This is a genomic window from uncultured Bradyrhizobium sp., assembly GCF_936943645.1.
GTDB lineage: Bacteria > Pseudomonadota > Alphaproteobacteria > Rhizobiales > Xanthobacteraceae > Bradyrhizobium.
On sequence record NZ_CAKZJO010000114.1, the window covers coordinates 17,218 to 41,298 of the forward strand.

Here is a 24,081-nt window from a genome sequence, read left to right on the forward strand (position 1 = left end):
GATGCCGATATCCACTACTAGCTCCAGTATTTCAGGACGAAAGAAGGTTATGCTCTTGCAGGTTGTCACAGGGAGTCAAGTTCGAAAGAGCCAAAGCTTCGTCACGGCAAAATCATCATCTCGGCTAAGACGGTGGGTATTGACGACAAAGTGCTTCATCAGGCCAAGCCTAGAGCAGGTGCGAGATTAATATGTATGTGCGAGCGGACGCTCGAAGGCTCGTTCCTCGCATTGGCCGATGAATGCGTGACCAGTTTGGTCCTGCCGAGAAGACCGCGCTTTGCGATCGAATGCTGAGGTCGTCTGATTGGTGAATGAGTTGACGGAAAATGAGATCCTGGCGCGATGGCCGCGCGCTTCCAATGTGCTCGGCAAGTGCCGATGAGCGAGGTCGAATTTTTGGGCGCCGGTCGTCAAGGCGGGGAGTAATATGCAGACCGAGTTGGCTCGTAAGAAATCTCCTCTTCAGCGACTTACGTGTGGGTAATTTGTTACCCGTACTGTGCATGGGGTTGTTTTGCAGATTTTAGACCTACCCCGTGGCCGCGTCGAACTCCGTGCTCGCCTCCAGCCATTGCTCCTCCGCCCGCGCCAGCGCATCGGCCGCATTGGCGCGCGCCTTTGACAGTTGCGCGGCCTGCTTGGGATCGCGCGTGAAAATGTCGGGCAAAGCGAGGGCCGTGTCGATCTTGCTGATGATCTCGCTGACGCGGGCAATCTCGGCTTCGGCTTCGGCGATGCGCTTCTTCAAGCCGCCGCGATTGTCCGATCTTGCGCGTTGCGGCTTCTCGGCTGGCGCGCTGCGCTCGCGCGGCGCTTCGGCATTGCGCGTGGACAGCACCAGGCGGCGGTATTCGTCGAGGTCGCCGTCGTAGTTGGTGACGGTGCGGTCGGCGACGACCCAGAGGCGATCCGCGCAGGCCTCGATCAGATAGCGGTCGTGCGAAACCATGATCACCGCGCCGGGAAACTCGTTGATCGCCTCCGCAAGCGCGCCACGGCTATCGATGTCGAGATGGTTGGTCGGCTCGTCCAGGATGATCATGTTGGGGCCGAAGAAGGTCGCAAGGCCAAGGAGGAGCCGTGCTTTCTCGCCGCCCGAGAGCTTGCCGGCCTTGGTGTCGGCGGCCTTGCCGGAGAAGCCGATCGCGCCGGCGCGGGCGCGGACCTTGGCTTCGGGCGCATCGCCCATCAGCTTGCGGACGTGATCGTAGGCGGAGGCGTCCTCGTTCAGCTCGTCGAGCTGATGTTGGGCGAAATAGGCGATCGACAGCTTGTCCGCGCGCGTCACCTTGCCCGAGAACGGCGCAAGACGCCCGGCGAGCAATTTTACAAGTGTCGACTTGCCGTTGCCGTTGGCCCCGAGGAGGGCGATGCGGTCGTCATTGTCGATGCGCAGGGTGACGCGATTGAGCACCGGGCTCGCCGGATCGTAGCCGACCGAGGCGTTGTCGACGGCGATGATCGGCGGCGACAGGATCTTCTCCGGCGCGGGGAAGGTGATCTCGCGCACGTCCTCGGTGACCAGCGCCGTGATTGGCTTCAGCCGCTCCAGCATCTTGACGCGGGATTGTGCCTGGCGCGCTTTCGAGGCCTTGGCCTTGAAGCGGTCGACGAAGGCCTGCAGGCGGGCGCGTTCGGCCTCTTGGCGCTTGACGGCCTTGGCATCGAGCAACTCGCGCGCGGCACGCTGCTCCTCGAACGACGAATACGTGCCCTTGTAGAGCGTGAGCCTGCCGCGCTCCAGATGCAGGATCTGGTCGACCGAGCTTTCGAGCAGATCGCGGTCGTGGCTGATCACGATCACCGTGCGCGGATAATGCGCGAGGTGATCCTCCAGCCACAGCGTGCCTTCGAGGTCGAGATAATTGGTGGGCTCGTCGAGCAGCAAGAGGTCGGGGGCCGCGAACAGCGTGGCGGCGAGCGCGACGCGCATGCGCCAGCCGCCGGAGAATTCGGCGCAGGGGCGGAGCTGGTCGGCGGCGGAGAAGCCGAGGCCGGACAGGATCGCGGCGGCGCGGCTCGGCGCCGAATGCGCGTCGATGTCGACGAGGCGGGTCTGGATCTCGGCGATCCGGTGCGGATCGGTCGCGCTTTCGGCTTCGGTGAGCAGGGCATCGCGCTCGAGATCGGCCTTGAGCACGACGGAGATCAAGCTTTCGGGTCCGTTCGGGGCCTCCTGGGCGAGGCTGCCGATGCTCCAGCGCGGCGGCAAGGTCACCGAGCCGTGCTCGGCCGCGAGTTCCCCGCGGATCACCTTGAACAGTGTCGACTTGCCGGTGCCGTTGCGCCCGACCAGACCGACGCGCGATCCCGGCGTGATCTGCACGGAACTCTGGTCAATCAGAAGGCGTCCGGCGAGCCGGATGGAGAGGTCGTTGATGACAAGCATGCGGCCTTGTCACCGCAGCCGAGGTCAAACGCAAGCCGCAACTTAATGGGGCTCGCGGTCGCGCCGCTCCAGCTCGTTGAGGAGCTGCTCGAGATGGGTCGGGAGCCGGGGTTCAGGACGAAGGCTCTGCTGGAGCCGTTCGCCCACGGCATCGCAGATCGATCGGCTGGTCCGCCGGTCGATCTGTTCGCTGTCATTGGCAGAAAGGCCAGCCATCGCGTTGGGTTCCGTGTTCTCATGGGTTCGACACGGTACCAAGTCATTGGCCCCCCAAATGGTTTCGCGATTCCCGGGGGATCCCCGGCATTCTCGTCAAAATTGCATGAATCGCGTCATGTCCGCCCAAAATGCGAAGCCCCGGCGGGGGGATCGCCGGGGCTCCTCTTGGAAGGTACCTGAGGGGGGCGCAGGTACCCCTTGGTTTTCAGGAAGGTGCTGTCGGGCTCAGTAGCAGCGGTTGATCAGCCGCCAGCGGGGTCCCCAGGGGGTCGGGACCAGCCGGCGCATATAGCAGCCGCCATAACCGTAGGAGACGGGGGCATAGAAACGCGGACCGCCCCAGCGGTAACCGCCGTGCCAGCCACCGCCATGCCAGCCCGGGCCGCCGCCATGCCAGTGAGCGGAGGCCGAGGTCGGCGCCAGCGCGGCTCCGAGCGCAACCGCAGCGACAGCGGCAAGCGAAAGTTTCCTCAACATGGTGATCTCCTCAAAACTGCCGGCGCGGGGGGATCCGCGTCGATGGAAAGGCCGCCGAAACGGTCCGCCTCATGCTCAGGCTTCGGTTTCGATGGAATGAGCATAGGCCGGCAGGCCGAACCAAAGCCTGAATGGAGCCTTCAGATTGGGTTCATCTGGGTGAAATTGTCGTAACCCAAGCTGAAATCTCAGCTCCCGGTCCTGCGGCGAAGCGCCTGTGGCATCATCCCGGCGGTCGCTTGCCGGATGGCAAAGGCGCCGATATAAGCCCCGCAACCCGACAACCCCGGTTTTCTTCCCAAGGACAAGATTATGGCCATCGAACGCACTTTCTCGATCATCAAGCCCGACGCGACCGCGCGTAACCTGACCGGCGCCGTCAATGCCGTGATCGAAAAAGCGGGCCTGCGCATCGTCGCGCAGAAGCGTATCCGCATGACCAAGGAACAGGCCGAGACCTTCTATGCCGTCCACAAGGCGCGGCCGTTCTTCGGCGAGCTCGTCGAGTTCATGACCTCCGGTCCGGTCGTCGTCCAGGTGCTGGAAGCCGAGAACGCCATCGCCAAGTATCGCGACGCGATGGGTGCGACCGATCCGTCCAAGGCTGCCGACGGCACCATCCGCAAGCTCTACGCAAAGTCGATCGGCGAAAACTCCGCGCACGGCTCGGATGCGCCGGAGACGGCCGCGATCGAGATCGCGCAGTTCTTCTCGGGCAACGAGATCGTCGGCTGATCAACCAGCCGTAAGCGAAAGACGAGGGCGAAAGGACTGATTGTGGACTGGCTCTGGCAGCTCTTCGATCCCGCGACGATCGGGGCATTCTTCACCCAGTTTCGCAATGAGATGGCTGCGCCGACTTTCTGGATCGCGGTCGGCAAGATCATCTGGATCAACATCCTGCTCTCCGGCGACAACGCGCTGGTGATCGCGCTCGCGTGCCGCGGCCTCTCGCCGCGACACCGGCTGTGGGGCATGATCTTCGGTGCCGGCGCGGCGGTGATGCTGCGGATCATCTTCACCGGCATCGTCGCAACCCTGATGGAGCTGCCGTATCTCAAGCTGGTCGGCGGTCTCGCCCTGATCGTGATCGCGGCCAAGCTCCTGGTGCCGGAACACGAGGACGAGGACGACGTCGATGCTGCCTCGCATCTGTGGCAGGCGGTGCAGATCGTCGTGGTCGCGGACATCGTCATGTCGCTCGACAACGTCATCGCGGTGGCTGCCGCGGCCAATGGCAGTGCGCCGCTCCTGGTCCTCGGCCTTGCGATCAGCGTGCCGCTGATCGTCGCCGGTGCGGCGCTGATCATGGCGCTGCTCGAAAAGCTGCCGGTGCTGGTCTGGGCTGGTGCTGCGCTGCTCGGCTGGATCGCGGGCGAGGTGATCTCGACCGATCCCGGCGTCGCGCCGAAGCTGCACACGCTGTTCGATGGCCCGTTCGGCGCCTCGCTCGACGGCATGCTCGGCGCCCTGCGCATCCCGCCGCAATTCGGCCATGGCGGGGCCGGCGGCGAATATTTCTGCGCCGCGCTCGGCGTCGTCGTCGTGCTCGTGGTCGGCTCCATCTGGCGTCGCCGCAAGCTGACCGCCGCGGCCCTGGAATCGTCCGAGCGCCACGCCGGGGCCTCGGCAGAGTAGGGTTGGCCTAGTCGATCGTGCCGAGTTCCGTCACCGGCATGATCCAGTAGACGAGCTTCGTTCCAGCGAATGCAAGGCGCAGGCGCTCGAGCAGGCGGCTGGCATCGTTGCTCGCCAGCACCACCTGCACGATGGTCTGGTCGGCATGGCCCTTGACGCGTTCGGCGGCCGTCAGCAATCGGACCTCGGCGCCGTGCCCTGAGCCCTGCGCGGCCGTGAACCCCGCAACCAGGTCGCTTTGCTCGGCGAGATGATCGAACACCTCGTCGCGGAGCTGATGTGGCACGATCAGGGTGAGACAGACGGGCTGCTCGATCATTTCGCCACCTTCGTTGCCCCGCCATAGCGCCGATACAGGATCGGCAGGAGAATCAGGGTGAGCAGGGTGGAGGACAAGAGTCCTCCGATCACGACGACGGCGAGCGGTCGCTGCACCTCGGATCCCGGGCCAGTGGCGAACAGCAGCGGGATCAGGCCGAGCGCCGTGATGCTCGCGGTCATCAGCACCGGCCGAAGCCTGCGCATGGCGCCATCGACGACGATGCGATCCTCGGGCAGGCCGTGGGCGCGGAGCTGATTGAAGTAGGACACCAGCACGACGCCGTTGAGCACGGCGATGCCGAGCAGCGCGATGAATCCGACCGAGGCCGGCACCGACAGATACTCGCCCGTCACCACCAGCGCGAACACGCCGCCGATCAGGGCAAAGGGAATGTTGACGAGCACCAGCAGGGCCTGGCGGATGGCCCCGAACGTGGTGAAGAGCAGCACGAAGATCAGGCCGATCGCGACGGGGACCACGATCGACAGGCGCGCGGCGGCGCGCTGCTGGTTCTCGAACTGCCCGCCCCAGGTCAGCCGGTAGCCGTTCGGAAGCGGCAGCTCGCTCGCCACCTTCTGGCGGGCCGCTTCGACGAAGCCGACCATGTCGCGGCCGCGCACGTTGGCGCGCACCACGCTCATGCGGGCGCCGTCCTCGCGGTCGATCTTGACCGGGCCGTCGACGCGCTGGATGCGGGCGACCTGCGACAGCGCGACATGCCGCCCGGACGCCAGCGTCAGCGGCAGGCTCGCCAGCAGCGTCGGCGCCTCCCGCGTCGTCTCGCTGCCGCGGACGAGGATCGGCGTGCGGCGCCCTTCCTCGAGCGCGGTGCCGATGGTCCGGCCCTCGATCTGGGTGCGCAGCGAGTTGACGATGGAATCCACGGTGAGGCCGAGGCGGCCGGCCTCCATGCGATTGACGGCAACTGTGTAATATTGGGCGCCTTCGTTCAGCGTGGTGTAGACGTCCTCGGCGCCGTCGATGCTGGACAGGATGGCCGACAGCTTTGCCGCGGTCTCGTTTAGCCTGGCGATGTCGGGGCCGAAGATCTTGACGGCGACGTCGCCGCGCACGCCGCTGATCATCTCCTGCACGCGCATGTCGATGGGCTGGGTGAAGCTGAGCGAGATGCCGGGGAAGCCGGTCAAGACCTCGCGAAGCTTCTGCAGCAGGGCCTCGCGATTGTCGGTCGCGCGCTCGGCGGCGGGCTTGAGCACCAGGAACGTGTCGCTCTGGTTCGGGCCCATGGGGTCGAGGCCGAGCTCGTCCGATCCGGTCCGGGCGACGATGCCGGCGATGTCAGGCACGGCCAGAAGTGCGCTCTGCAGCCTTGCATTTATCGCCAGCGACTCGTCGAGATTGACGGAGGGAAGCGTCTCCACGCTGACGATGACGTCGCCTTCATCCATCGTCGGCATGAAGGTCTTGCCGAGCTTGGTGTAGGCAAAGCCTGCCGCGACCAGGGCGATCAGCGCTGCAGCCATTACCTTGCGCTCGTTCCGCAAGGCCCAGTCCAATGCCGGCGCGTAGATCCGCTGGGCCGCGCGCACCAGCAGGGGATCGCGATGCGAGGCGGACTTCAGCACATAGGAGGTCGCGACCGGGATCACGGTGAGCGCCAGCAGCAGCGAACCGGCCAGCGCGAAAATGATGGCCAGCGCGACCGGGATGAACAGCTTGCCCTCGAGCCCCTGCAACGTCAGCAGGGGGATGAACACGATGATGATGATGAGCACGCCCGAGGCGACCGGCTCCAGGATCTCGCAGACCGAGCGGTAGACCAAATGGATCAGCGGGGCCCCCTTGCCAGCGGTGTGCTTGCCGAGATTGCCGACGATGTTCTCGACCACGACGACCAGCGCGTCGATCAGCATGCCGATCGCGATCGCAAGCCCGCCGAGGCTCATCAGATTGGCCGACATCCCGACGAGGCGCATGATGATCAATGCGATCACGATGGCGAGCGGCAGGCTGAGGGCGATCACCAGCGAGGCCCGCCAGTTGCCGAGGAACAGCAGCAGCAGGACGATGACGAGGGCGGTCGCCTCGGCAAGTGCCCGCACCACGGTGCCGACGGCGCGGTTGACCAGGCGGCTGCGGTCATAGAACACGTTGATCGACACGCTCTTGGGCAGCGCGCCTTGCAACTCGTCGAGGCGGGTGCGGACGTCGCGGATGAGCTGACCCGCATTGGCGCCGCGCAGGCCGAGGACGAGGCCCTCGACGGTTTCGCCGCGGCCGTCCGCGGTGACGGCGCCATAACGCGTCAGCGTGCCGATCTTGACGCTCGCGACGTCGTTGACCAGGATCGGCACGCCTTCGCGGGTGTCGACGACGATGGCCTTGATGTCCTCGACCGATCGGATGCTGCCTTCGATCCGAACCAGCGCGCTGTCCTCACCCTGGTTCACCCGTCCGGCGCCGTCGTTGCGGCTGTTGGCTTCGATGGCCCGGCGAAACAGCTCGTAGGATATGCCGCGCGCGGCCAGCGCATCGTTGCGCGGCACGATCTCGAAGGCACGGACATAGCCGCCGAGCGCGTTGACATCGGCAACGCCGGGCACCGTCCGCAAGGCAGGGCGGATCACCCAATCGAGCAGGGTGCGGCGTTCGGCGAGCGAAAGCTCCGGGCTGTCGATCGTGAACATGAACATCTCGCCGAGGGGGCTCGTGATCGGCGCAAGTCCACCGGTCACGCCTTCCGGGAAATCGCGCGAGATGTTCGACAGTCGCTCCGAAACCTGGTTGCGCGCCCAGTAGATGTCGGTGCCGTCCTCGAAATCGACGGTGATGTCGGCCAGCGCATATTTCGTGGTGGAGCGAAGCACTTTCTTGTTTGGCAATCCCAGCAGCTCGAGCTCGACCGGGACGGTGATGCGCTGCTCGACCTCTTCCGGGGTGAGGCCCGGCGCCTTCATGATGATCTTCACCTGGACCGGCGAGACGTCGGGAAAGGCGTCGATCGGCAGGCCGGGCAGGAGGACGGCGCCGGCGCCGATCACCAGCAGCACGCCCAGCATCACGAACAATCGCTGCGACAATGCGAACGCAACCAGGCGGCGGAGCATTTACTGCCCCAGTCCAGAGAGAATGCCGCGAAGCGCCGAGATGCCGCCGATCGCGATCGCGTCCCGGTCCGTGATGGGGCCCGACACGACGACGTGGTCCTGATCTTCCGCGAGCAGCTTCACCGGGACGAGGCGGAAGCCGCCGTCGATGGCGACGAAGACTGACGTCTGCTCCCCGCGCCGGATCAGGCCGCTATAGGGAATCTCGAACGCGCTTTCGCCGGCGGAGAGAAATCCGATGCGCGCCGCGGTGGTTTGGCCGGGATGCAACTCGCCGTCGTTGGGGACTTCCGCGCGCACCAGAATGGTCTGGGTGGCGGGGTCGATGGTCTCGGAGACCAGCACGACCTTGCCGGGGGTGGCATAGCCCTCGATCTCGATCTTCGCGCCAGTGCGGATCGCTCGGATATTGGCGGCCGGCACTGCGATTTCGGCCCAGAGCGGCGACAGTCGCGCCAGCTTGACGAGCGGCGCGGATTGTTCGAGCCGCTGTCCTGGCGACACCGCAAGATCGACCACGGATGCGGTTTGCGGCGCGTTGACGGTGAGCGTTGCGCTGATCGCCGCTTCCTGGGTCAGCCGCAAGATGGCCTCGTCGGACATCCCGCTCAGGCGCAGCATCTGGCGCCGTTCGGCGACGACGAGAGCGGCCTGGCGCGCTTCGGCCTGGCTGGCCTCCAGCACGCGCTGCGGCACGGCCTTGCCCTCGAACAGATCGACGTTGCGATTGAGCTGCTGGCTGGCGAGGTGCTCCTGCGCGATCGCGTGCAGATAGTCGCGTTGCTGCGAGACGAAGCTTGGGCTCTCCAATTTGACCAGCGGCTGACCGGCCGTGACGCGGTCGCCGCGCCCGACCAGGAGATTGGCGACCATGCCGGCCACGGGCGCGCTGACCACCCACAATTGCTGCGTGGGAATCACGATCTGGACGGGATAGGGCAGCGTCAGATCGGTTCGGCTCGGAATCGGATGTGTGACGCGGACGCCGAGATTGCGCGCCTGCGCATCGCTCAGCTTCACCTCATCCTGTGCCATCGACGCGGAAGAAGGCAGGCTGAATGCGAGCGCAAGAAGGACCACGCCAACAGCTTTCCGGGCGCGGAGCGAACGGCAAATCCCTGGGTGGAGCTGCATGGCGAATGGGAGTCCGGATCAACGTGGCTGCACGCTAATCCGCCACGCCGCCGGCGGGTTGATGTGCATCAACCGGCGCCGTGCATGGAGAATGTTTCATGATCGGCGGCGAAGGGCGATGTCGCCTATCTGCAATGGATTCGCATTTGCAGCGTCAGCGCCGCACGATCGAGCCGGCGCGGCCGATCAGGCGGGCGAGCTGCTTGAAGCGGCTGCCGACGCGGTCGGCGACGAGGTCGACGAGGCGATGCTCGAACACCAGCATCAGCTTGCGGCCCTGGCTTCGGAAATGCGTTGCGGGCAGCACGCCCGGGCGCGCCGCCGAGATGAGATGTGCGACACGGAAGGCGGCACCGAGCAGGCGCGCGCGTTCGAGCTGCGCCGGCGTCAGCAGCTCCTGCATGGTGGTCGGCGGCTGGTTTTCCTCGGAGAGTCCCGCATAGCGGTAGAACACCGACAGGCCGACGAAGGCGCGCTCGGTGTGGGTGATCGCACCGAAATTGCCGTTGACGACGAGGCTCAGCGTCTGCTCGCCGCGATGATCGGGATGCACGCGCCAGCCGATGTCGGACAACAGGCACGCGGTGTGGCGCAGGCGGCGGTCTTCCTCGGTCTCACGCAGCTTGACCACGCGCGCCAGGCGGTCGGTCCAGGCGATCAGCTCGTGGGCGTGCTTGGCCGAACGTGACAGCAGCTGGTTGAGCTCTTCCGCGGCGCAGATCAGGCCGTCCTTGCTGCGTTCCGCCTCCGTCAGCTTCTCGTGCAGCAGGCCCTCGCGCACGCCGAAGGTCGAGAACACGATGGTCTTCGGCTTCGCCACCCGGATGATGTGCTCGAGCACCAAGGCCGCATAGGTGAGGAGCGGGCGGCGCGCGTCCGCGACGCTCTCGATGTCGGCGAGCATGTCGGCAGCCGCGAGGCGCCTCAGCCTGCGGGAAAAGTCGAGCGCCTCAGCCGCGGACAGCGAATAGCCGTGCATCACCTGGAGCGAATAGCCGCTCTGGATGATGTGGATGCGGGCCAGCGCGCGCCAGGTGCCGCCGACCGCGTAGAAGGTGCGGCTCCGGCCCGCGGTGAGCTGCGGTACCTCGTCGAGCTCCTCGCGCACGATGCGGTCGGCGCGCTTGAGCGATTTGTGCGCGAGGTCCTGCAGCGCGAGACCGCCGAGCGGCAGCGTCACGCCGCTGCGCACGCTGTTCCTGCGTACGTCGATCAATTCGAGCGAGCCGCCGCCGAGGTCACCGACGATGCCGTTGGGGTGGTGGATGCCGGAGATCACGCCGAGCGCCGACAGCCGCGCCTCGCGCGGGCCCGAGAGGATCTCGATCTTCACGGCGCAGATGCGCTCGGCCTTGGCGATGAAATCGGGGCCGTTGGAGGCATCGCGGCAGGCCGCGGTCGCGATCGCGAACACGCGCCCGACCTGCATCACCCGGCACAATGCGCGAAAGCGCTTGAGCGAGGTCAGCGCCTTGTCGACGGCGTCAGGGGCGAGCAGGCCCGTGCTCTGCACCTCGCGTCCGAGCCCGCACAGCGTCTTCTCGTTGAAGATCGGAATGAGGCTCCGCGTCAGTCCCTCGTAGACCACGAGACGGACGGAGTTGGAACCGATGTCGATGACCGCGACGCTCGAGCCGCGCTTGCGCGGCCGCTTCACGTCGAAAATCCCTGATCAGGATTGATGGCGTTCGTTCCGGCGCGTGAGACGACGCGGCGAGGATTCCTTGAGCGACTTTCCACGGCCAGACAGACTCGGATTTGTCATGAAGTAGTTGTGCACGTTGAAAGGCTCCTCGCCCTTCGCGGTCTTCATACGCGTTGAGGACCCGTCCGGCAACAATTGCCAGCTCTGCTCATTGTCCTTCAGGTTCGCAACCATGATCTGTTCGAGAACCTGCTGATGCACCGTGGGATTTTGCAACGGACAGAGCACCTCGACGCGGCGGTCGAGGTTGCGCGGCATCATGTCGGCGGAGGAGATATACACAGCCGCCTTGGCGCTCGGCAGGCCCTGGCCCATGCCGAAGCAGTAGATTCGCCCGTGTTCCAGGAAGCGCCCGATGATCGACTTGACGCGGATGTTCTCCGACAGTCCGGGAATTCCCGGACGGAGGCAGCAGATACCGCGCACCACGAGCTCGACCTGCACGCCGGCCTGGGAGGCCTCATAGAGCGCGTCGATGATGTCGGGATCGACAAGCGCGTTCATCTTCATCCAGACCGCGCCGTGCCGGCCGTGCCGCGCATGCGCGGTCTCGCCCTGGATGTGCTCGATGATGCGCTTGCGCAGGGTCAGCGGCGACACCGCCATCTTTTCCAGATCGCTCGGTGCGGCGTAGCCGGTGATGAAGTTGAACACCCGCGCGGCGTCGCGGCCGATGGTCGGGTCGGAGGTGAAGTAGGAGAGGTCGGTGTAGATGCGCGCGGTGACCGGATGATAGTTGCCGGTGCCGGTGTGAACATAGGTGGTGAGGCTGCCGCCCTCGCGGCGCACCACCATCGAGAGCTTGGCGTGCGTCTTCAGCTCGAGGAAGCCGTAGACGACCTGCACGCCGGCGCGCTCGAGATCGCGCGCCCAGCGGATGTTGGCCTCTTCGTCGAAGCGCGCCTTCAGCTCGATCAGCGCCGTGACGGATTTGCCGGCTTCGGCAGCTTCGGCGAGCGTACGCACGATCGGCGAGTTGTTGGAGGTGCGGTAGAGCGTCTGCTTGATCGCAACGACATCGGGGTCGCGCGCGGCCTGCTGCAGGAACTGCACCACGACGTCGAAGGATTCATAGGGGTGATGGACCACAAGGTCCTTCTGCCGGATCGCGGCGAAGATGTCGCCGCCGTGCTCGCGGACGCGCTCGGGATGGCGCGGCACGTAAGGGGTGAATTCGAGGTCGGGCCGGTCGAGGCGGGTGAGCTGCGAGAGCTCGTTCATCGCCTGCACGCCATCGACCAGGAACACCTCGTCATCGGCGGCCGAAAGCGCGTGCTGCACGAAGCTGCGCAGCTCCTCCGGCATCTTGGCGTCGATCTCGAGCCGGATCACCGACCCGCGGCGGCGGCGCTTGAGCGCCGTCTCGAACAGGCGGACGAGGTCTTCCGCCTCTTCCTCGATTTCGAGCTCGGAGTCGCGGATGATCCGGAAGGCGCCCTGGCCGTGCAGATTGTAGCCGGGGAACAGGCGGTTGATGAACAGGGAGGTCGCCTGTTCCAGCGAGATCAGCCGAACGATCTTGCCGTCGGCGGGCAGGCGGATGAAGCGGTCGATCTTGCCGGGCATGCGGATCAGCGCGTTCATCTGCCTGCCGTCGGCGGCGCGCGTGAGCTGGAGTGCAATGGTGAAGCCGAGGCTCGGGATGAACGGGAAGGGGTGGGCCGGGTCGATCGCCAGCGGTGTCAGCAGCGGGAACACGTTGTTGAGGAAGTAGTCCTCGATCCAGGTCCGCTCCGCCTTGGTGACGTCCTTGCCGTCGACCAGCACGATGCCGACATCGGCCAGCGTGCCGCGCAGGTCGCGCCAGATCGCCTGCTGGTCGGAAGCAAGCTCGGACACGGTGCGGTTGATCAGCGCGAGTTGTTCTGACGGGGTCAAGCCGTCGGGGCTGCGTTCGGCGATGCCCTCGCGCACCTGGGCCTTGATGCCGGCGACGCGGACCATGAAGAATTCGTCGAGGTTGTTCGCCGAAATCGACAGGAATCGCACCCGCTCCAGCATGGGGTGGCTGGGATTGACCGATTCCTCCAGGACGCGGCGGTTGAAATGCAGCCAGGACAGCTCGCGGTTGATGAATCGTTCGGGGCTCGACGCGATTGCCGGCAGACCCTCGGTTTCCGGAGCTTTTTCTTTAATTTCAACAGCTTGCGCAGAGTCCATCAGAAGTCGGTCCATCCTGTCTCGCCTCACTTTGCGATCTATGCGCAAAACCTGCGGGAGCATGTGTTAGAGCGATGACGTTTCGATGACATTGATGTTCCGCCGCTTCGCGGCGTCAAGCGGACTTCGCGCATGCTTGCTGGGTTCAGGCGTCCCGGAGCAGCTCGGCGGCGAGCGCCCTCGTGACGGGGCGGCCGAGCCTGAGGGCTTCGCTGTCGAGCAGTTCCACGGCCTGGCGGGCGGCGGCGGACGACCGCTCCAGGCGGGTAGCGAGGTAGCCGACCACGCTCTCGTCCACGGCGAGCTGGCGGTCGGCGCAGAATTTGATGATCAGCCCGCGGAACAGCTGGTCGTCGGGGGGCAGCAGCGTGACCACGGGCAAGGCGCGCAGGCGCGAGCGCAGGTCGCGAAGCTCGATCTCCAGCGCGGCCGGGACCTGGCGTCCCGTGAACAGGACGTAGGCCCCGTCCTCGCGGGCGAGGTTCATCAGGTGGAAGAGGGCGCGTTCGTCAAAGTCCCCCGCCTTGAGATCCTCGACCACCAGCGCACCGGTGGCCAGCGCGCCCGGAACGGCCGCTGCGGTCAGGGCGTTGGCCGCGGTCGAGCGGGCGCCCGAGATCTCAGCCCAGATCGCGGCGAGATGGCTCTTGCCGCTGCCTTCCGGGCCCGCCAGCCACATGATCCGGTTCGGCCATTCCGGCCAGCTGTCGATCAGGCCAAGACCGGCCGCGTTGGCGGGGCCTTCGAGGAAATTGTCCCGGCTGAGGCTTTCCGCATGCGGAAGCGAAAACGCCAATTGTCGGGGATGGACGCGGCCTGCCACGCTAATCTTGCTCCAGCCGGCGTGCCGGCCTGTTTGAAGAGAATTCCGACCTCATCGAGCGAGAGTTGGCCTTTTGCAGGGCCACATCCGGCTCATTTGGCCTCGCTCGCGCTACTTGGCCTCGATCGTACTCATGTGCCGCAGCCACTCGACGAGATAGAGCGACACCGAGGAGAGCGTGAAGACCGTGACGAGGCCCATCAGGATGATATCATAAGGGGCCGGCTTGAAGCCGAACGCAAGCGCCGCCAGCACCAGGGCCGCGAACGCCACCTGTGCCACCGTGTTGAGCTTGGACACTTTCGACGGCTTCATCTCGACGGGCCGGTCGAACAGCCAGGACACGATCACGGCGGCGACGATCATGATGTCGCGCGACACCACCAGGATCACGATCCAGCGCGGGATCGCGCCCCAGATGCCGAGCGCCATGTAGATCGAGACCAGCAGCGCCTTGTCCGCGAGGGGGTCGAGCAGGGCGCCCAGCTCGCTCGTCATGTTGAAGCGCTTGGCCAGGAAGCCGTCCACGGCGTCGCTGATACCGGCGATCAGGAAGACGGCGAACGCGACCTCCATTTGGCTCGACACGATGGCCCAGACGATGATCGGGACCAGCATGATGCGGCCCAGGGTAATGATGTTCGGAATACTCACGAAAGCGCTTCCCGGCACCCGGTCTGACCTCGAATCCGGCCCCTCGGGAGGCTGAACCGGTTGATATCTACATAGTATAGGGAGGAGCGCCATGCGAGCCATTGCGCGTCCCCGGAATTCAACGTAACCAGCCGCAAACCCACTGGAAATCGGGCATGACCGACCGCAAAAACGGCCTCACTTACGCCGATTCAGGCGTCGATATCGACGCGGGCAACCGCCTGGTCGATCTGATCAAGCCGATGGTGCGCGCCACCGCGCGGCCCGGCGCCGACGCCGAGATCGGCGGCTTCGGCGGCCTGTTCGACCTCAAGGCGGCGGGCTTCAAGGATCCTGTCCTGGTGGCCGCGACCGACGGGGTCGGCACCAAGGTCAAGATCGCGATCGAAACCGGGCTGCACGGCGGGATCGGCATCGACCTCGTCGCCATGAGCGTCAACGACCTCGTGGTGCAGGGCGCCGAACCGCTGTTCTTCCTGGACTATTTCGCCTGTGGCAAGCTCGACCCCGAGGCCACGGCCTCGATCGTTGCGGGCGTTGCGGAAGGCTGCCGCGAATCCGGCTGCGCCCTGATCGGAGGCGAAACCGCCGAGATGCCCGGCCTGTACAAGGACGGCGATTACGACCTCGGCGGCTTTGCCGTCGGCGCCGCCGAGCGCGGTACGCTGTTGCCGCGCAGGGATATCGCCGCGGGTGACGCCGTGATCGGCCTTGCCTCGTCGGGCGTGCATTCCAACGGCTTCTCGCTGGTGCGCAAGATCGTCGAACAATCCGGCCTCGGCTTCGAGGCGCCGGCGCCGTTCGCGCCGGTGATGACGCTGGGCGGCGCGCTGCTGACGCCGACCAAGCTCTACGTCAAATCCTGCCTGCGCGCGATCCGCGAGACCGGTGCGGTGAAGGGCCTTGCCCACATCACCGGCGGCGGCTTCACCGACAACATTCCGCGCGTGCTGCCGAAGAACCTCGGCGTCGGCATCGACCTGGCGCGCCTGCCGGTGCTGCCGGTGTTCAAATGGCTGGCGGCGCAGGCCGGCATCGCCGAGCTCGAGATGCTCAGGACCTTCAACTGCGGCATCGGCATGATCGCGATCGTCGAGCCCGACAAGGTCGAGCAGGTCGTGCAGGTCTTCACCGATGCCGGCGAGACCGTGGCGCAGCTCGGCACCGTGATCCCGGCCGAGGGCGAGCACCGCGTCGTCTATAACGGCCATCTCGACATGGCACTGTGATGACTGGCGCTGTGACGAAGCGCCGCGTGGCCATCCTGATCTCCGGCCGCGGCTCCAACATGGCCGCGCTGATCAAGGCCGCCAGCGCGCCGGATTTCCCGGCGGAGATCTCGCTCGTCATCTCGAACAAGGCCGATGCGCCCGGCCTGGAACGGGCCGGGGCGGCTGGCGTGAAAACGCTGGTGATCGAAAGCAAGCCGTTCGGCAAGGACCGCGCCGGCTTCGAAAAGCTGCTGCAGGCGGCGCTCGACGAGCACGGCATCGAGCTGATCTGTCTCGGCGGCTTCATGCGCCTGTTCACGGCCGAGTTCACCATGGCCTGGTACGGGCGGATGCTGAATATCCATCCTTCGCTGCTGCCGTCTTTCCCCGGCCTCGACCCGCATGGCCAGGCCTTGCGCGCCGGCGTCAAGCTGTCCGGTGCGACGGTGCATTTCGTCATCCCCGAGACCGATGCCGGTCCGATCGTGATGCAGGGCGCGGTTCCCGTCAGCGATCACGACACGGGCGACACGCTCTCGGAGCGCATCCTCGAAGTCGAGCACCGCATCTATCCCGAAGCGCTGCGGCTGCTCGCTACCGGCAAGGTGCGGATCGAGGGCGATGTGTGCAAGACGGACGGAAGCGGGCCGTCGGAGAATTTCCTGGTTGCGCCGGTGGTGCGCTAAGGCAGCTCAGCCTTACTCGATGTAAAATCGGGGTCGATCGGGTGCAGCAAGATTGAGCATGGCGTCCCGCAGTTCGCGCCACTTGGTGTCATTGGCGACAGAGAAATATTTCGATCGCTGATTCATCTTCGCTCATGGCGTGGCAAACGGATCGAGCAGAGCTACGCCGGTCGATCTAATGTCAGCGGTGTTGCGCGTCACCAGTGTCAGGCCCTGGACCTTGGCGGTGGCGGCGAGCAGACTGTCAACAAGCGGCAGCGGATTGGGAATTCCAAGGAGGGCCCAGGTCTCGGCGATGGTCTCATCGATGGGGAGAACCCGATCGGCCAGGCGGATTCGCATGTGCGAAAACCATCGGTCGAGAGACTTCGCCTGGAGCGGGTCACTTCGCCTTTTCAATTCGATGCCTCGACGAATTTCGGCCAGAACCAACACACTGGTTCCGATATGCTCCGCCGGGGTTTGCTCAACCCAACGAACGACGTTCGGGTCGGCGCGCTCGCGTTTTCGGATTTCGGAAATGACGTTGCTGTCGAGGAGAAATCTCACAAATCGACCTCGCGCCAGCCATCACGTCGCGTCTGATCAAATACGCCGTCGAAGGCCTCATCGGGAAGATCGGATCCGAAGACGTCGAAGGCCGTCTTGACGTCGGGATCGAGGAGGGCGTTAGCGAGCGTTGATCGGATAGCCGCCGCTCGCTCCGGTCTGTCGCGCAGGGTTTCGGCCAATGCACGGATGAGGCTCGCGTCGTTCTTCGCGGCTTGGACTTCGACGCGCACCAGACCACGCGCTGCGGCGCGGCGCCGATGTGTGCGTGTTGCCTTTCGCTGCGACTTGGTTGCCATGGCTTCGCCTCGACGTTGATTTCCGGAAATATAACCGGAAATCAACGTCGAGGCAAATCGCGAGGAATCGGCGCCCCCCAAACAAAATCCCCCGGCAAAGCCGGGGGCAACGTCATGATCTCTCGCGTATCGACTTGAGAGAAATCAGGAGACCTTGAGGTTCTCCGCGGATGATTTGCCGCGGTTCTCCACGAGGTCGTATTCAACCACCTGGTTCTCGTTGAGGGTGGAGAGTCCGGCACGCTCGACGGCGGAGATGTGGACGAACACGTCCTTGTCGCTGCCGTTCGGCTTGATGAACCCATAGCCCTTGGTCGGGTTGAACCATTTGACGGTGCCCTTTTGCGGCATCGCTAGTCTCCTCCACTAGATATAAAAAAGACGCGGCCGCTTTTTCGCGTGCCACGCCACAAACGGGCTTCCGAAGTCTGTTCGAGTCTTGAGGCTCAATGTCGCGAAACGCACAGCCGAGCGGCCAATTCCGATTGTGGCCAATATTGCAACATGAAAATCGCCCGTTAGCAAGCTGCGCGTAAATTTCAAGACCGAGCCGGGCGCGTTCCTCTATCAATTTGCGACCTGTGGCCGTGGAACCACAATCGAGGGCAATCACCCCTGTCTCAGCGCTCCAACCGATTGACGCTCCGTGGCAGTTCAGCACAAATCGCCGCAGGCTGCGGCGCGTTCGTGTTGTATTTTTGCGTGTCGCCCTTTGCTTCGGGATCAATCGTCATGCGCTGCACCTCGCAGCACTCCGGGACACGGCAGGTGATCGGGCTCGACCGCGTTCGCGGGATCGCGGCGTCGATCACGGTCGCGCTGGTGCTCGTCCTGACGATGGCGGCCGCGACGCCCGGCTTCGCCCAGACCCCGACACCGGCAGCGTCGCCCACGCCATCACCGACGCCTGTGCCGACGTCCATCACCTACGACCGCTCGGTCGGCAACAGCGCACTCGACCTCGGCTCGAACTTCCTGGAGCGGCTCGGCAACCAGGCATCGAACGGTATCAACCGGACGTTCCGCACCAATCCCGGCGGCGGCGGCGCCTCCGCGAGCACGGAAGATCCGCGCTACCGGACCTGGTTCGAGGGCTACGGCATCTCGGTCCGCACCGACCCGCAAGGGGACTTCGTCGGCGACCGGCGCAAGACGGTGGGCGGCGTTGCCGGCTTCGGTGCGCGCGTGGCCCCAGGCGTCAATCTCGGCTTCTCCGTCGACCAGAGCCACACCGACGTCGACGTGCCGCTTGCACTCCAGTCGGCAACGCTCGATCTGACGCAGATCGGCTTCAACGGCTCGGTCGACAAGGGCCCCTGGACCTGGGCCTTCGCCGTCGTGCATGGTTTCGGCAAGGTCCGGTCGAGCCGCGACACCGGCCTCGGCCTTGCGACCGCGGGCTATCACGCCGCGGTCGACGGTGCGCTGACCGAGATCAGCTATTACTGGACCAAGGACCAGATGCGCATCGTGCCCAAGGGCGCGCTGGAATATGTCCGCGCCACCAGCGCGGCGTTCCAGGAGACCGGTGGGCTCGATCCGCTCAATGTCGGCTCGACGGCGCTCTCGCGTGCCCGCATCATGATCGGGGCCGAGATCGGTCGCTACTTCATCATCGACCAGAAGATCCTGGACCTGTCGGCCTATGGCAAGTTCGTCGACAACTTCCACCAGGACCTGGGATCGGTTCAGGTCAGCCTCGGCGCCCAGAACATCGTGGTCCCCGGCATCGGCGAGAGCCGTTACGGCATGGATGCCGGCGCCTCGGCTTCGCTCAGCCTGACCAACGTGGCGCGGCTCTACGTCAACTACGACGGCAAGTTCCGCAACGAGCTGACCTCGCACCAGGGCACGGTCGGCTTCGAATACAAATGGTGAGTTGAACGAGCGCCCGATGCGGTCGGAGCGGGGCTCTGGATTCCTGTTCGGACGCGTTTTCTTCAGGCGCGGCGGTGTCCACTTCGCCAGAAAGCGCTTTGGCCTCTCAAGTCGGCGTCGCCGCGACATATCCCGTCAGTCCAAAACCCTCTCGCGCCGCCGTCATCATCGGCACCAGTGCGTTCGGATGGATGAACTCGTCGCGGAAGCAGGGATAGGTCTTGGGATCGAAGATCTTCTTCAGCCAGTCGACCACGATCTTGTGGCGTTCGGAGGCGCGGAACTCCTTGTGATAGGTGAGCCAGAGATCGGCATGGTGGCTGACGCCGAGATCCACGGCGATCAGCGGCGCGCCGAGCGCGATCGAGACCGTCGGCAGGAAGCCGATGCCGGCGCCGCGCTCCACCGCATAGAGCGCGCCGACCGACGAATTGGTCTTGATCCCGACGATGCCCTCGAGCGACTTCAGTCCGAGCACGCGCGCATAGGCGCCGTCGTCGACCTGCGGCGCGCTCTGCTTGATGATGCGGTGGTTCTTCAGCTCGGCCAGCGACGCCGGCACACCGTAGAGGCTTTCGTACTCCTTGGAGACGAAGGGATAGATGTGGAGGCGGCCGAGCTTGGCGACGATCAGGTCGGGATTGGTCGGCGGCTCGAGCTGGATCGCGATGTCCGATTCAAGCCGCGCGACGTCGGCCTGCTCCATCGCGCAGCGCAGATCGACGGTGATCCTGCGGTAGGTCTTCTGGAAGTCGATCAGCCGCGGCAGGATCCAGAAATTGCCGGGGCCCTCCGTCACCGCGACGCGCACCGTGCCCGAGGTGTCGTTCGACGATCGCGAGGCGCGGCGGAAGACGTTGAAGGCATGACGCTCCATATGCGCAACGTCCGCGATCATCGCGGTGCCTTCATCGCTGAGCGTGAGTCCGCTCTGGTCGCGCAGGAACAGCTTGCAGCCGATGCTCTCCTCGAGCCGGTCGATGCGGCGCATCAGGGTGGTCGAGGTGAGCCCGAGCTCCTCGGCGGCATTGCGGAAACTTTTATATTTCGCGCACGCTAAAAATAGCTTCAAATCATCCCAGGACGCATCCAGGGCTTCTTCACGGTGCTGCGTCATCGCAGCACCCCGGTGCAATAACTGCTGCATACTCCTGATCCCCAGCCGCTAAGCTCGTCGACATAGCGGGGCACGAAAGCCTCGAACGATAGAGGCGTGATATGGGTATGGAAAGGGGCTCGTTTGCCGCAAGGCATGATTTCGATGCCTTGCCGCTGAGCCCGGATGTCGAAGTCCGTTGCGCGCAATTTTCCGAAATTGCTGCGCTGGCAGAGATGGCGCACCGGCTGGTGCCGGGCGTGCGGATCGGGGCCGCGGAGCTTGCGCGATATTTCGCGTTCGATCCGCAGAGCATCCTGACGTTCAGCCGGAAGGGCGATCTGGTCGGCGGCATGGCCTTCCTGTTTCTCAATGACCGCGGGCACGATGCGCTGCTGCTCGACGAGATCTGCCTCACTGCGCCCGAGACGCACTATCTCGCTTCCGCGAAGGACGACGTCGCGGCGATCTACATCTGGGCGATTGCCGCCACGGGGCGCGGGATCGCCGGTCTCGGCAAGGCTGCGGCGCATCTGCGACAGCTAAGATTTCGCGGCGCCGATTGCTATGCGCAGCCGTCAACGGTGGCCGGACGCGACATCATGAAGGCGACCGGCTTCGTGCCGGTCCCAAGCTTCCAGCCCGACCTCTGGTGCTACGAGCGGCCCTGGCATCGGCAACCGATGCACATGCCGGGCGCCATCATCCAAGCAAGGAGTTTTGCAGATGCACGGTACTAGGATTCCCCTCGCCAAGCCCAGTTCCCGCGCCATCACCGTTCGTCTGGCGCGCGATCCCAGCGATCTCATGCTGGTCACGGCCATTCGGTCCGCGGTGTATCTCGCCGAGCAGGATTGCCCGTTCGAAGAGGAGTTCGACGGCAACGACATGGTCGCCGCGCACTTCATCGGCTTCGTCGGCAACGAGCCTGCAGGCTGCCTGCGGGTGCGCTTCTTCGGCGATTTCGCCAAGGTGGAGCGGCTCGCGGTGCGGCACCAGTACCGGCGCTCGCGCGTTTCGTTCAAGCTGGTGCAGGCGAGCGTCGATTACGTGAAGCGCAAGGGATTCCGCAAGATCTACGGGCAGGCGCAGGATCGGCTGGTCGATTTCTGGGCCCATTTTGGCGCCAAGCCGCTCGGCCACAACCGCAAGATCACCTTCTCGGATTTTTCCTACACGGAAATGCTGCTGGAGATCGAGCCGGGTCCGGACGCGATCACGCTGGACAGCGATCCCTATGTGATCATCCGGCCCGAGGGCGATTGGGATCGGCCGGGCGTGCTCGACGCCTCGGCGGGGCGGGCGGTGACCTCGCCGCTGCGGGACCTCGCACTCGCCGGCAGCTGAAATTGGTGCAGCTCGGCGCAAGACAATGCTGGCTTCCATACACGACGATCCGCCGATCCTGATCTGCGCGGATCTGCAGGTCGAATATCTGACGCCCGGGCGTCGCCACGTCATCCTCGATGGCGACGGCGCCACCGCACGCTGCCTGGAACTGCTGACGCTGTGGCGCGGCAATCTGTGGCCGGTGATGCATCTGAAGCGCATCGCGCAGGCCGCCTGGTTCAATCCGGCATCGAGGCTGACCGATTGGGTCGCGGAGGCCAGGCCGCGGCCGGGCGAGATGACGTTCGAGCACCCGCTGCCGTCCGCCTACAGCTCGTCGCGGTTTGTGGACTACATGTCCAATATCCGCGCTGTGCGCTGTGTTCTGATCGGCTTTTCCCTCGACGAGACCATTCTGGCCACCGCGGTCGACGGGTTTCACCGCAGCCATCGCTACCAGGTGGTCGCCGACGCCGTGGCCTGCCGGCAACCCGGCGCAGGCGATGCCGCCGCCTATAAGCTTGCGGTAGTGAATGTCGTTGCGAATTTTGCTACAATCCTCCCCAGCGCCGAACTGATCAGAACCAGCGGCGCCGTTGCGGTGTAGGCCGCCGCAACCGGCGGATGGGGTGCGAGATTGTCACGGGGAGACGAGCTCAAGGAGCTGGCGAGCGACCTGTCGCATGCCGCCGAGAAGGCGCGCAGGCTCGGTCTGCCGACGACGGTCTATCTGCTCTCGATGGCGCTGGTGGAGGTGAGGGAAGCCGCTGCCGGTGCCGACGACGGGCATGACGATGACGCGGCGTAGACGCTGCCCGATATGCGGCTTTGTGCAACGCTGCTGAGCGCTTGCTGCCGACGAATTGGCGTTGCAAGCTTCGCGCTGTCGCAATAGCCAAGGAGCTTGATCATCGAGTGATGACGCGGGCTCTGCCTGCGACGTGACGCTTTCAAGGATCTCAAGCAATGTCCATGCTGCCCAATTCGCAAGAAGCCCGGGATGTGGCCTATCAGCTCCATCCCTACACCAACGCACGCACGCATCAGCAGGCCGGTCCTCTGGTGATCGAACGCGGCGAAGGTCCTTACGTCTTTGACGCGTCGGGCAAGCGCTATTTCGAGGCGATGGCGGGCTTGTGGAGCGTCGGGCTCGGCTTCAACGAGAAGCGGCTGGTCGAGGCCGCGCACAAGCAGATGCAGGCGCTGCCGTTCTATCACACGTTTTCTGCCAAATCGCATGGGCCCTCGATCGACCTCGCCGAGAAGCTGGTCGCGCTCGCGCCTGTGCCGATGAGCAAGGTGTTCTTCACCAATTCCGGCTCGGAAGCCAACGACACCGTGCTGAAGCTGATCGCCTATCGCTCCAACGCGCTCGGCCAGCCGCAGCGCAAGAAGGTGATCAGTCGGATGCGCGCCTATCACGGCGTCACCATCGCCTCCGCCAGCCTCACAGGCCTGCCGAACAACCACCGCTCGTTCGACCTGCCGCTGCCGAACATCCTGCACACGGGCTCGCCGCATTTCTACAAGGACGGCGCCCCCGGCGAGAGCGAGGAGGCCTTTGCGACGCGCCGGGCGGAGGAGCTCGACGCGCTGATCCAGAAGGAGGGGCCGGATACGATCGCGGCGTTCTTCGGCGAGCCGGTGATGGGGGCAGGCGGCGTCATCGTGCCGCCGGCGACCTATTGGGACAAGATCCAGGCGGTGCTGAAGAAGTACGACATTCTCCTGGTCGCCGACGAGGTGATCTGCGGCTTCGGCCGCACCGGCAAGATGTTCGGCTGCGAGACCTACGGCATCAAGCCCGACGTGCTCGTGGTCTCCAAGCAGATCACGTCGAGCTATTTCCCGTTCTCGGCGATCATCATGAACGACCGCATGTTCGAGCCGATCGCGGACGAGAGCAACAAGATCGGCGTGCTCGGCCACGGCTTCACCGCGGGCGGTCATCCCGTCGGTTCGGCGGTTGCGCTGGAGAACCTCAAGATCATCGAGGAGCGCGGCCTGGTTGCGCATGCCGCCGAGCTCGGCGGCTACATGCAGGGCCGCTTGCGCGAGCTCACCAGTCATCCGCTGGTCGGCGAGGTCCGTGGCGTCGGCATGATCGCGGCGATCGAGCTCGTGCTCGACAAGGGCCGCAAGACCGCCGCGAGCACGCCCGGCGCCGTCGGCGGCATGGCCAGCCGCATGCTGCAGGAACGCGGCGTGATCTCGCGCAACATGCTGGACGCCATCGCCATCTGCCCGCCGCTGATCACGACCAAGGCGCAGATCGACGAGCTGGTCGCGGCGATCACGGGCGTGCTGAACGACATGAAGGCGGAAGTGGCCAAGCTGACGCCGGCGTAAGGGCACGGCACGCGTTTCGTCTGGCGATCGTCCTGATCCGTCACCCTGAGAGCTTGTGAAGCTTTCGGGTTTCGCGGACGTTTTCATCTGCA

At 65.1% G+C, this 24,081-nt stretch carries 25 protein-coding genes; 10 read left to right on the forward strand and 15 right to left on the reverse strand.

Annotated features, from left to right (window positions below; translation table 11 throughout):
• Positions 1-532: 532 nt before the first annotated feature.
• The 3 genes from Q0743_RS33775 to Q0743_RS33785 all read right to left on the reverse strand — a co-directional run bounded on the left by Q0743_RS33775 (position 533) and on the right by Q0743_RS33785 (position 3,088).
• A complete protein-coding gene (locus Q0743_RS33775) occupies positions 533-2,392 on the reverse strand; it encodes an ABC-F family ATP-binding cassette domain-containing protein (protein ID WP_298245726.1) in 1,860 nt (619 codons plus the stop codon).
• A gap of 42 nt (positions 2,393-2,434) precedes the next feature.
• Positions 2,435-2,608 carry a hypothetical protein gene (locus Q0743_RS33780; RefSeq protein WP_174719102.1) on the reverse strand — a complete coding sequence of 58 codons (174 nt, stop codon included), beginning with the start codon at positions 2,606-2,608 and terminating at the stop codon, positions 2,435-2,437.
• 228 nt (positions 2,609-2,836) lie between these two features.
• The gene (locus tag Q0743_RS33785; RefSeq protein WP_298245727.1) at positions 2,837-3,088 is read right to left on the reverse strand and encodes a sulfur globule protein precursor; all 252 of its coding nucleotides are present in this window, start codon (positions 3,086-3,088) and stop codon (positions 2,837-2,839) included.
• A gap of 312 nt (positions 3,089-3,400) precedes the next feature.
• Between Q0743_RS33785 and ndk the strand changes: the two genes are divergently transcribed.
• Together ndk and Q0743_RS33795 are read left to right on the forward strand one after the other, a co-directional pair.
• Positions 3,401-3,823, forward strand: a complete 423-nt coding sequence (gene ndk, locus Q0743_RS33790) for a nucleoside-diphosphate kinase (RefSeq protein WP_018317541.1) — start codon at positions 3,401-3,403, stop codon at positions 3,821-3,823.
• 42 nt (positions 3,824-3,865) lie between these two features.
• A complete protein-coding gene (locus Q0743_RS33795) occupies positions 3,866-4,726 on the forward strand; it encodes a TerC family protein (protein ID WP_298245728.1) in 861 nt (286 codons plus the stop codon).
• Positions 4,727-4,733: 7 nt separating this feature from the next.
• Here the strand turns inward: Q0743_RS33795 and Q0743_RS33800 are convergent, their stop codons facing one another.
• The 7 genes from Q0743_RS33800 to Q0743_RS33830 all read right to left on the reverse strand — a co-directional run bounded on the left by Q0743_RS33800 (position 4,734) and on the right by Q0743_RS33830 (position 14,592).
• A complete protein-coding gene (locus Q0743_RS33800) occupies positions 4,734-5,045 on the reverse strand; it encodes a DUF3240 family protein (RefSeq protein ID WP_298245729.1) in 312 nt (103 codons plus the stop codon).
• A complete protein-coding gene (locus tag Q0743_RS33805) occupies positions 5,042-8,116 on the reverse strand; it encodes a CusA/CzcA family heavy metal efflux RND transporter (RefSeq protein ID WP_298245730.1) in 3,075 nt (1,024 codons plus the stop codon). Before Q0743_RS33805 ends, Q0743_RS33800 begins: the two co-directional genes overlap by 4 nt.
• Entirely contained in the window at positions 8,117-9,151 is a 1,035-nt protein-coding gene (locus Q0743_RS33810; protein ID WP_298245745.1) for an efflux RND transporter periplasmic adaptor subunit, read from the reverse strand. It lies immediately after the preceding gene.
• A gap of 253 nt (positions 9,152-9,404) precedes the next feature.
• Positions 9,405-10,907: an exopolyphosphatase gene (gene ppx / locus Q0743_RS33815; protein WP_298245731.1), complete on the reverse strand. Its 1,503-nt coding sequence runs from the start codon at positions 10,905-10,907 to the stop codon at positions 9,405-9,407.
• Between the two features lie 15 nt (positions 10,908-10,922).
• Positions 10,923-13,115, reverse strand: a complete 2,193-nt coding sequence (locus Q0743_RS33820; RefSeq protein ID WP_298245746.1) for an RNA degradosome polyphosphate kinase — start codon at positions 13,113-13,115, stop codon at positions 10,923-10,925.
• Positions 13,116-13,260: 145 nt separating this feature from the next.
• On the reverse strand, positions 13,261-13,938 hold the full coding sequence (locus Q0743_RS33825) for a DnaA/Hda family protein (protein WP_298245732.1): 678 nt from the start codon (positions 13,936-13,938) through the stop codon (positions 13,261-13,263).
• A 111-nt stretch (positions 13,939-14,049) separates the two neighbouring features.
• Positions 14,050-14,592: a CDP-alcohol phosphatidyltransferase family protein gene (locus tag Q0743_RS33830; RefSeq protein ID WP_025035876.1), complete on the reverse strand. Its 543-nt coding sequence runs from the start codon at positions 14,590-14,592 to the stop codon at positions 14,050-14,052.
• Positions 14,593-14,747: 155 nt separating this feature from the next.
• Here Q0743_RS33830 and purM point away from each other — a divergent pair, with 155 nt between their 5' ends.
• Positions 14,748-15,821: a phosphoribosylformylglycinamidine cyclo-ligase gene (gene purM / locus Q0743_RS33835; protein WP_298245733.1), complete on the forward strand. Its 1,074-nt coding sequence runs from the start codon at positions 14,748-14,750 to the stop codon at positions 15,819-15,821.
• Positions 15,821-16,489: a phosphoribosylglycinamide formyltransferase gene (gene purN, locus Q0743_RS33840; protein ID WP_298245734.1), complete on the forward strand. Its 669-nt coding sequence runs from the start codon at positions 15,821-15,823 to the stop codon at positions 16,487-16,489. Before purM ends, purN begins: the two co-directional genes overlap by 1 nt.
• Before the next feature lie 12 nt (positions 16,490-16,501).
• Here purN and Q0743_RS34335 read toward each other — a convergent pair whose 3' ends face one another.
• The 4 genes from Q0743_RS34335 to Q0743_RS33855 form a co-directional block, all read right to left on the reverse strand.
• Positions 16,502-16,615 (reverse strand): DUF6678 family protein, encoded by a 114-nt coding sequence (locus Q0743_RS34335; protein WP_367184968.1) that lies wholly within the window; start codon positions 16,613-16,615, stop codon positions 16,502-16,504.
• Between the two features lie 6 nt (positions 16,616-16,621).
• Positions 16,622-17,038: a type II toxin-antitoxin system VapC family toxin gene (locus tag Q0743_RS33845; RefSeq protein WP_298245735.1), complete on the reverse strand. Its 417-nt coding sequence runs from the start codon at positions 17,036-17,038 to the stop codon at positions 16,622-16,624.
• Positions 17,035-17,337, reverse strand: coding sequence for a hypothetical protein (locus Q0743_RS33850; RefSeq protein WP_298245736.1), 303 nt, complete (start codon positions 17,335-17,337; stop codon positions 17,035-17,037). The genes Q0743_RS33845 and Q0743_RS33850 overlap by 4 nt, the downstream gene beginning before the upstream one ends.
• 144 nt (positions 17,338-17,481) lie before the next feature.
• Positions 17,482-17,688 (reverse strand): cold-shock protein, encoded by a 207-nt coding sequence (locus tag Q0743_RS33855; protein WP_008129967.1) that lies wholly within the window; start codon positions 17,686-17,688, stop codon positions 17,482-17,484.
• A gap of 381 nt (positions 17,689-18,069) precedes the next feature.
• On the opposite strand from Q0743_RS33855, the gene Q0743_RS33860 reads away from it, so the two are divergent.
• On the forward strand, positions 18,070-19,215 hold the full coding sequence (locus tag Q0743_RS33860) for an autotransporter outer membrane beta-barrel domain-containing protein (RefSeq protein ID WP_298245737.1): 1,146 nt from the start codon (positions 18,070-18,072) through the stop codon (positions 19,213-19,215).
• A gap of 106 nt (positions 19,216-19,321) precedes the next feature.
• Here Q0743_RS33860 and Q0743_RS33865 read toward each other — a convergent pair whose 3' ends face one another.
• Entirely contained in the window at positions 19,322-20,362 is a 1,041-nt protein-coding gene (locus Q0743_RS33865; protein WP_298245738.1) for a LysR family transcriptional regulator, read from the reverse strand.
• Between the two features lie 71 nt (positions 20,363-20,433).
• Between Q0743_RS33865 and Q0743_RS33870 the strand changes: the two genes are divergently transcribed.
• The 5 genes from Q0743_RS33870 (at position 20,434) to Q0743_RS33890 (ending at position 23,989) form a co-directional block, all read left to right on the forward strand.
• Positions 20,434-21,051 (forward strand): hypothetical protein, encoded by a 618-nt coding sequence (locus tag Q0743_RS33870; protein WP_298245739.1) that lies wholly within the window; start codon positions 20,434-20,436, stop codon positions 21,049-21,051.
• On the forward strand, positions 21,038-21,658 hold the full coding sequence (locus Q0743_RS33875) for a GNAT family N-acetyltransferase (RefSeq protein WP_298245740.1): 621 nt from the start codon (positions 21,038-21,040) through the stop codon (positions 21,656-21,658). Before Q0743_RS33870 ends, Q0743_RS33875 begins: the two co-directional genes overlap by 14 nt.
• 25 nt (positions 21,659-21,683) lie before the next feature.
• A complete protein-coding gene (locus Q0743_RS33880; protein WP_298245741.1) occupies positions 21,684-22,247 on the forward strand; it encodes an isochorismatase family protein in 564 nt (187 codons plus the stop codon).
• A gap of 30 nt (positions 22,248-22,277) precedes the next feature.
• Positions 22,278-22,448: a hypothetical protein gene (locus tag Q0743_RS33885; protein ID WP_164718707.1), complete on the forward strand. Its 171-nt coding sequence runs from the start codon at positions 22,278-22,280 to the stop codon at positions 22,446-22,448.
• 158 nt (positions 22,449-22,606) lie between these two features.
• On the forward strand, positions 22,607-23,989 hold the full coding sequence (locus Q0743_RS33890; protein ID WP_298245742.1) for an aspartate aminotransferase family protein: 1,383 nt from the start codon (positions 22,607-22,609) through the stop codon (positions 23,987-23,989).
• Positions 23,990-24,081 lie beyond the last annotated feature (92 nt).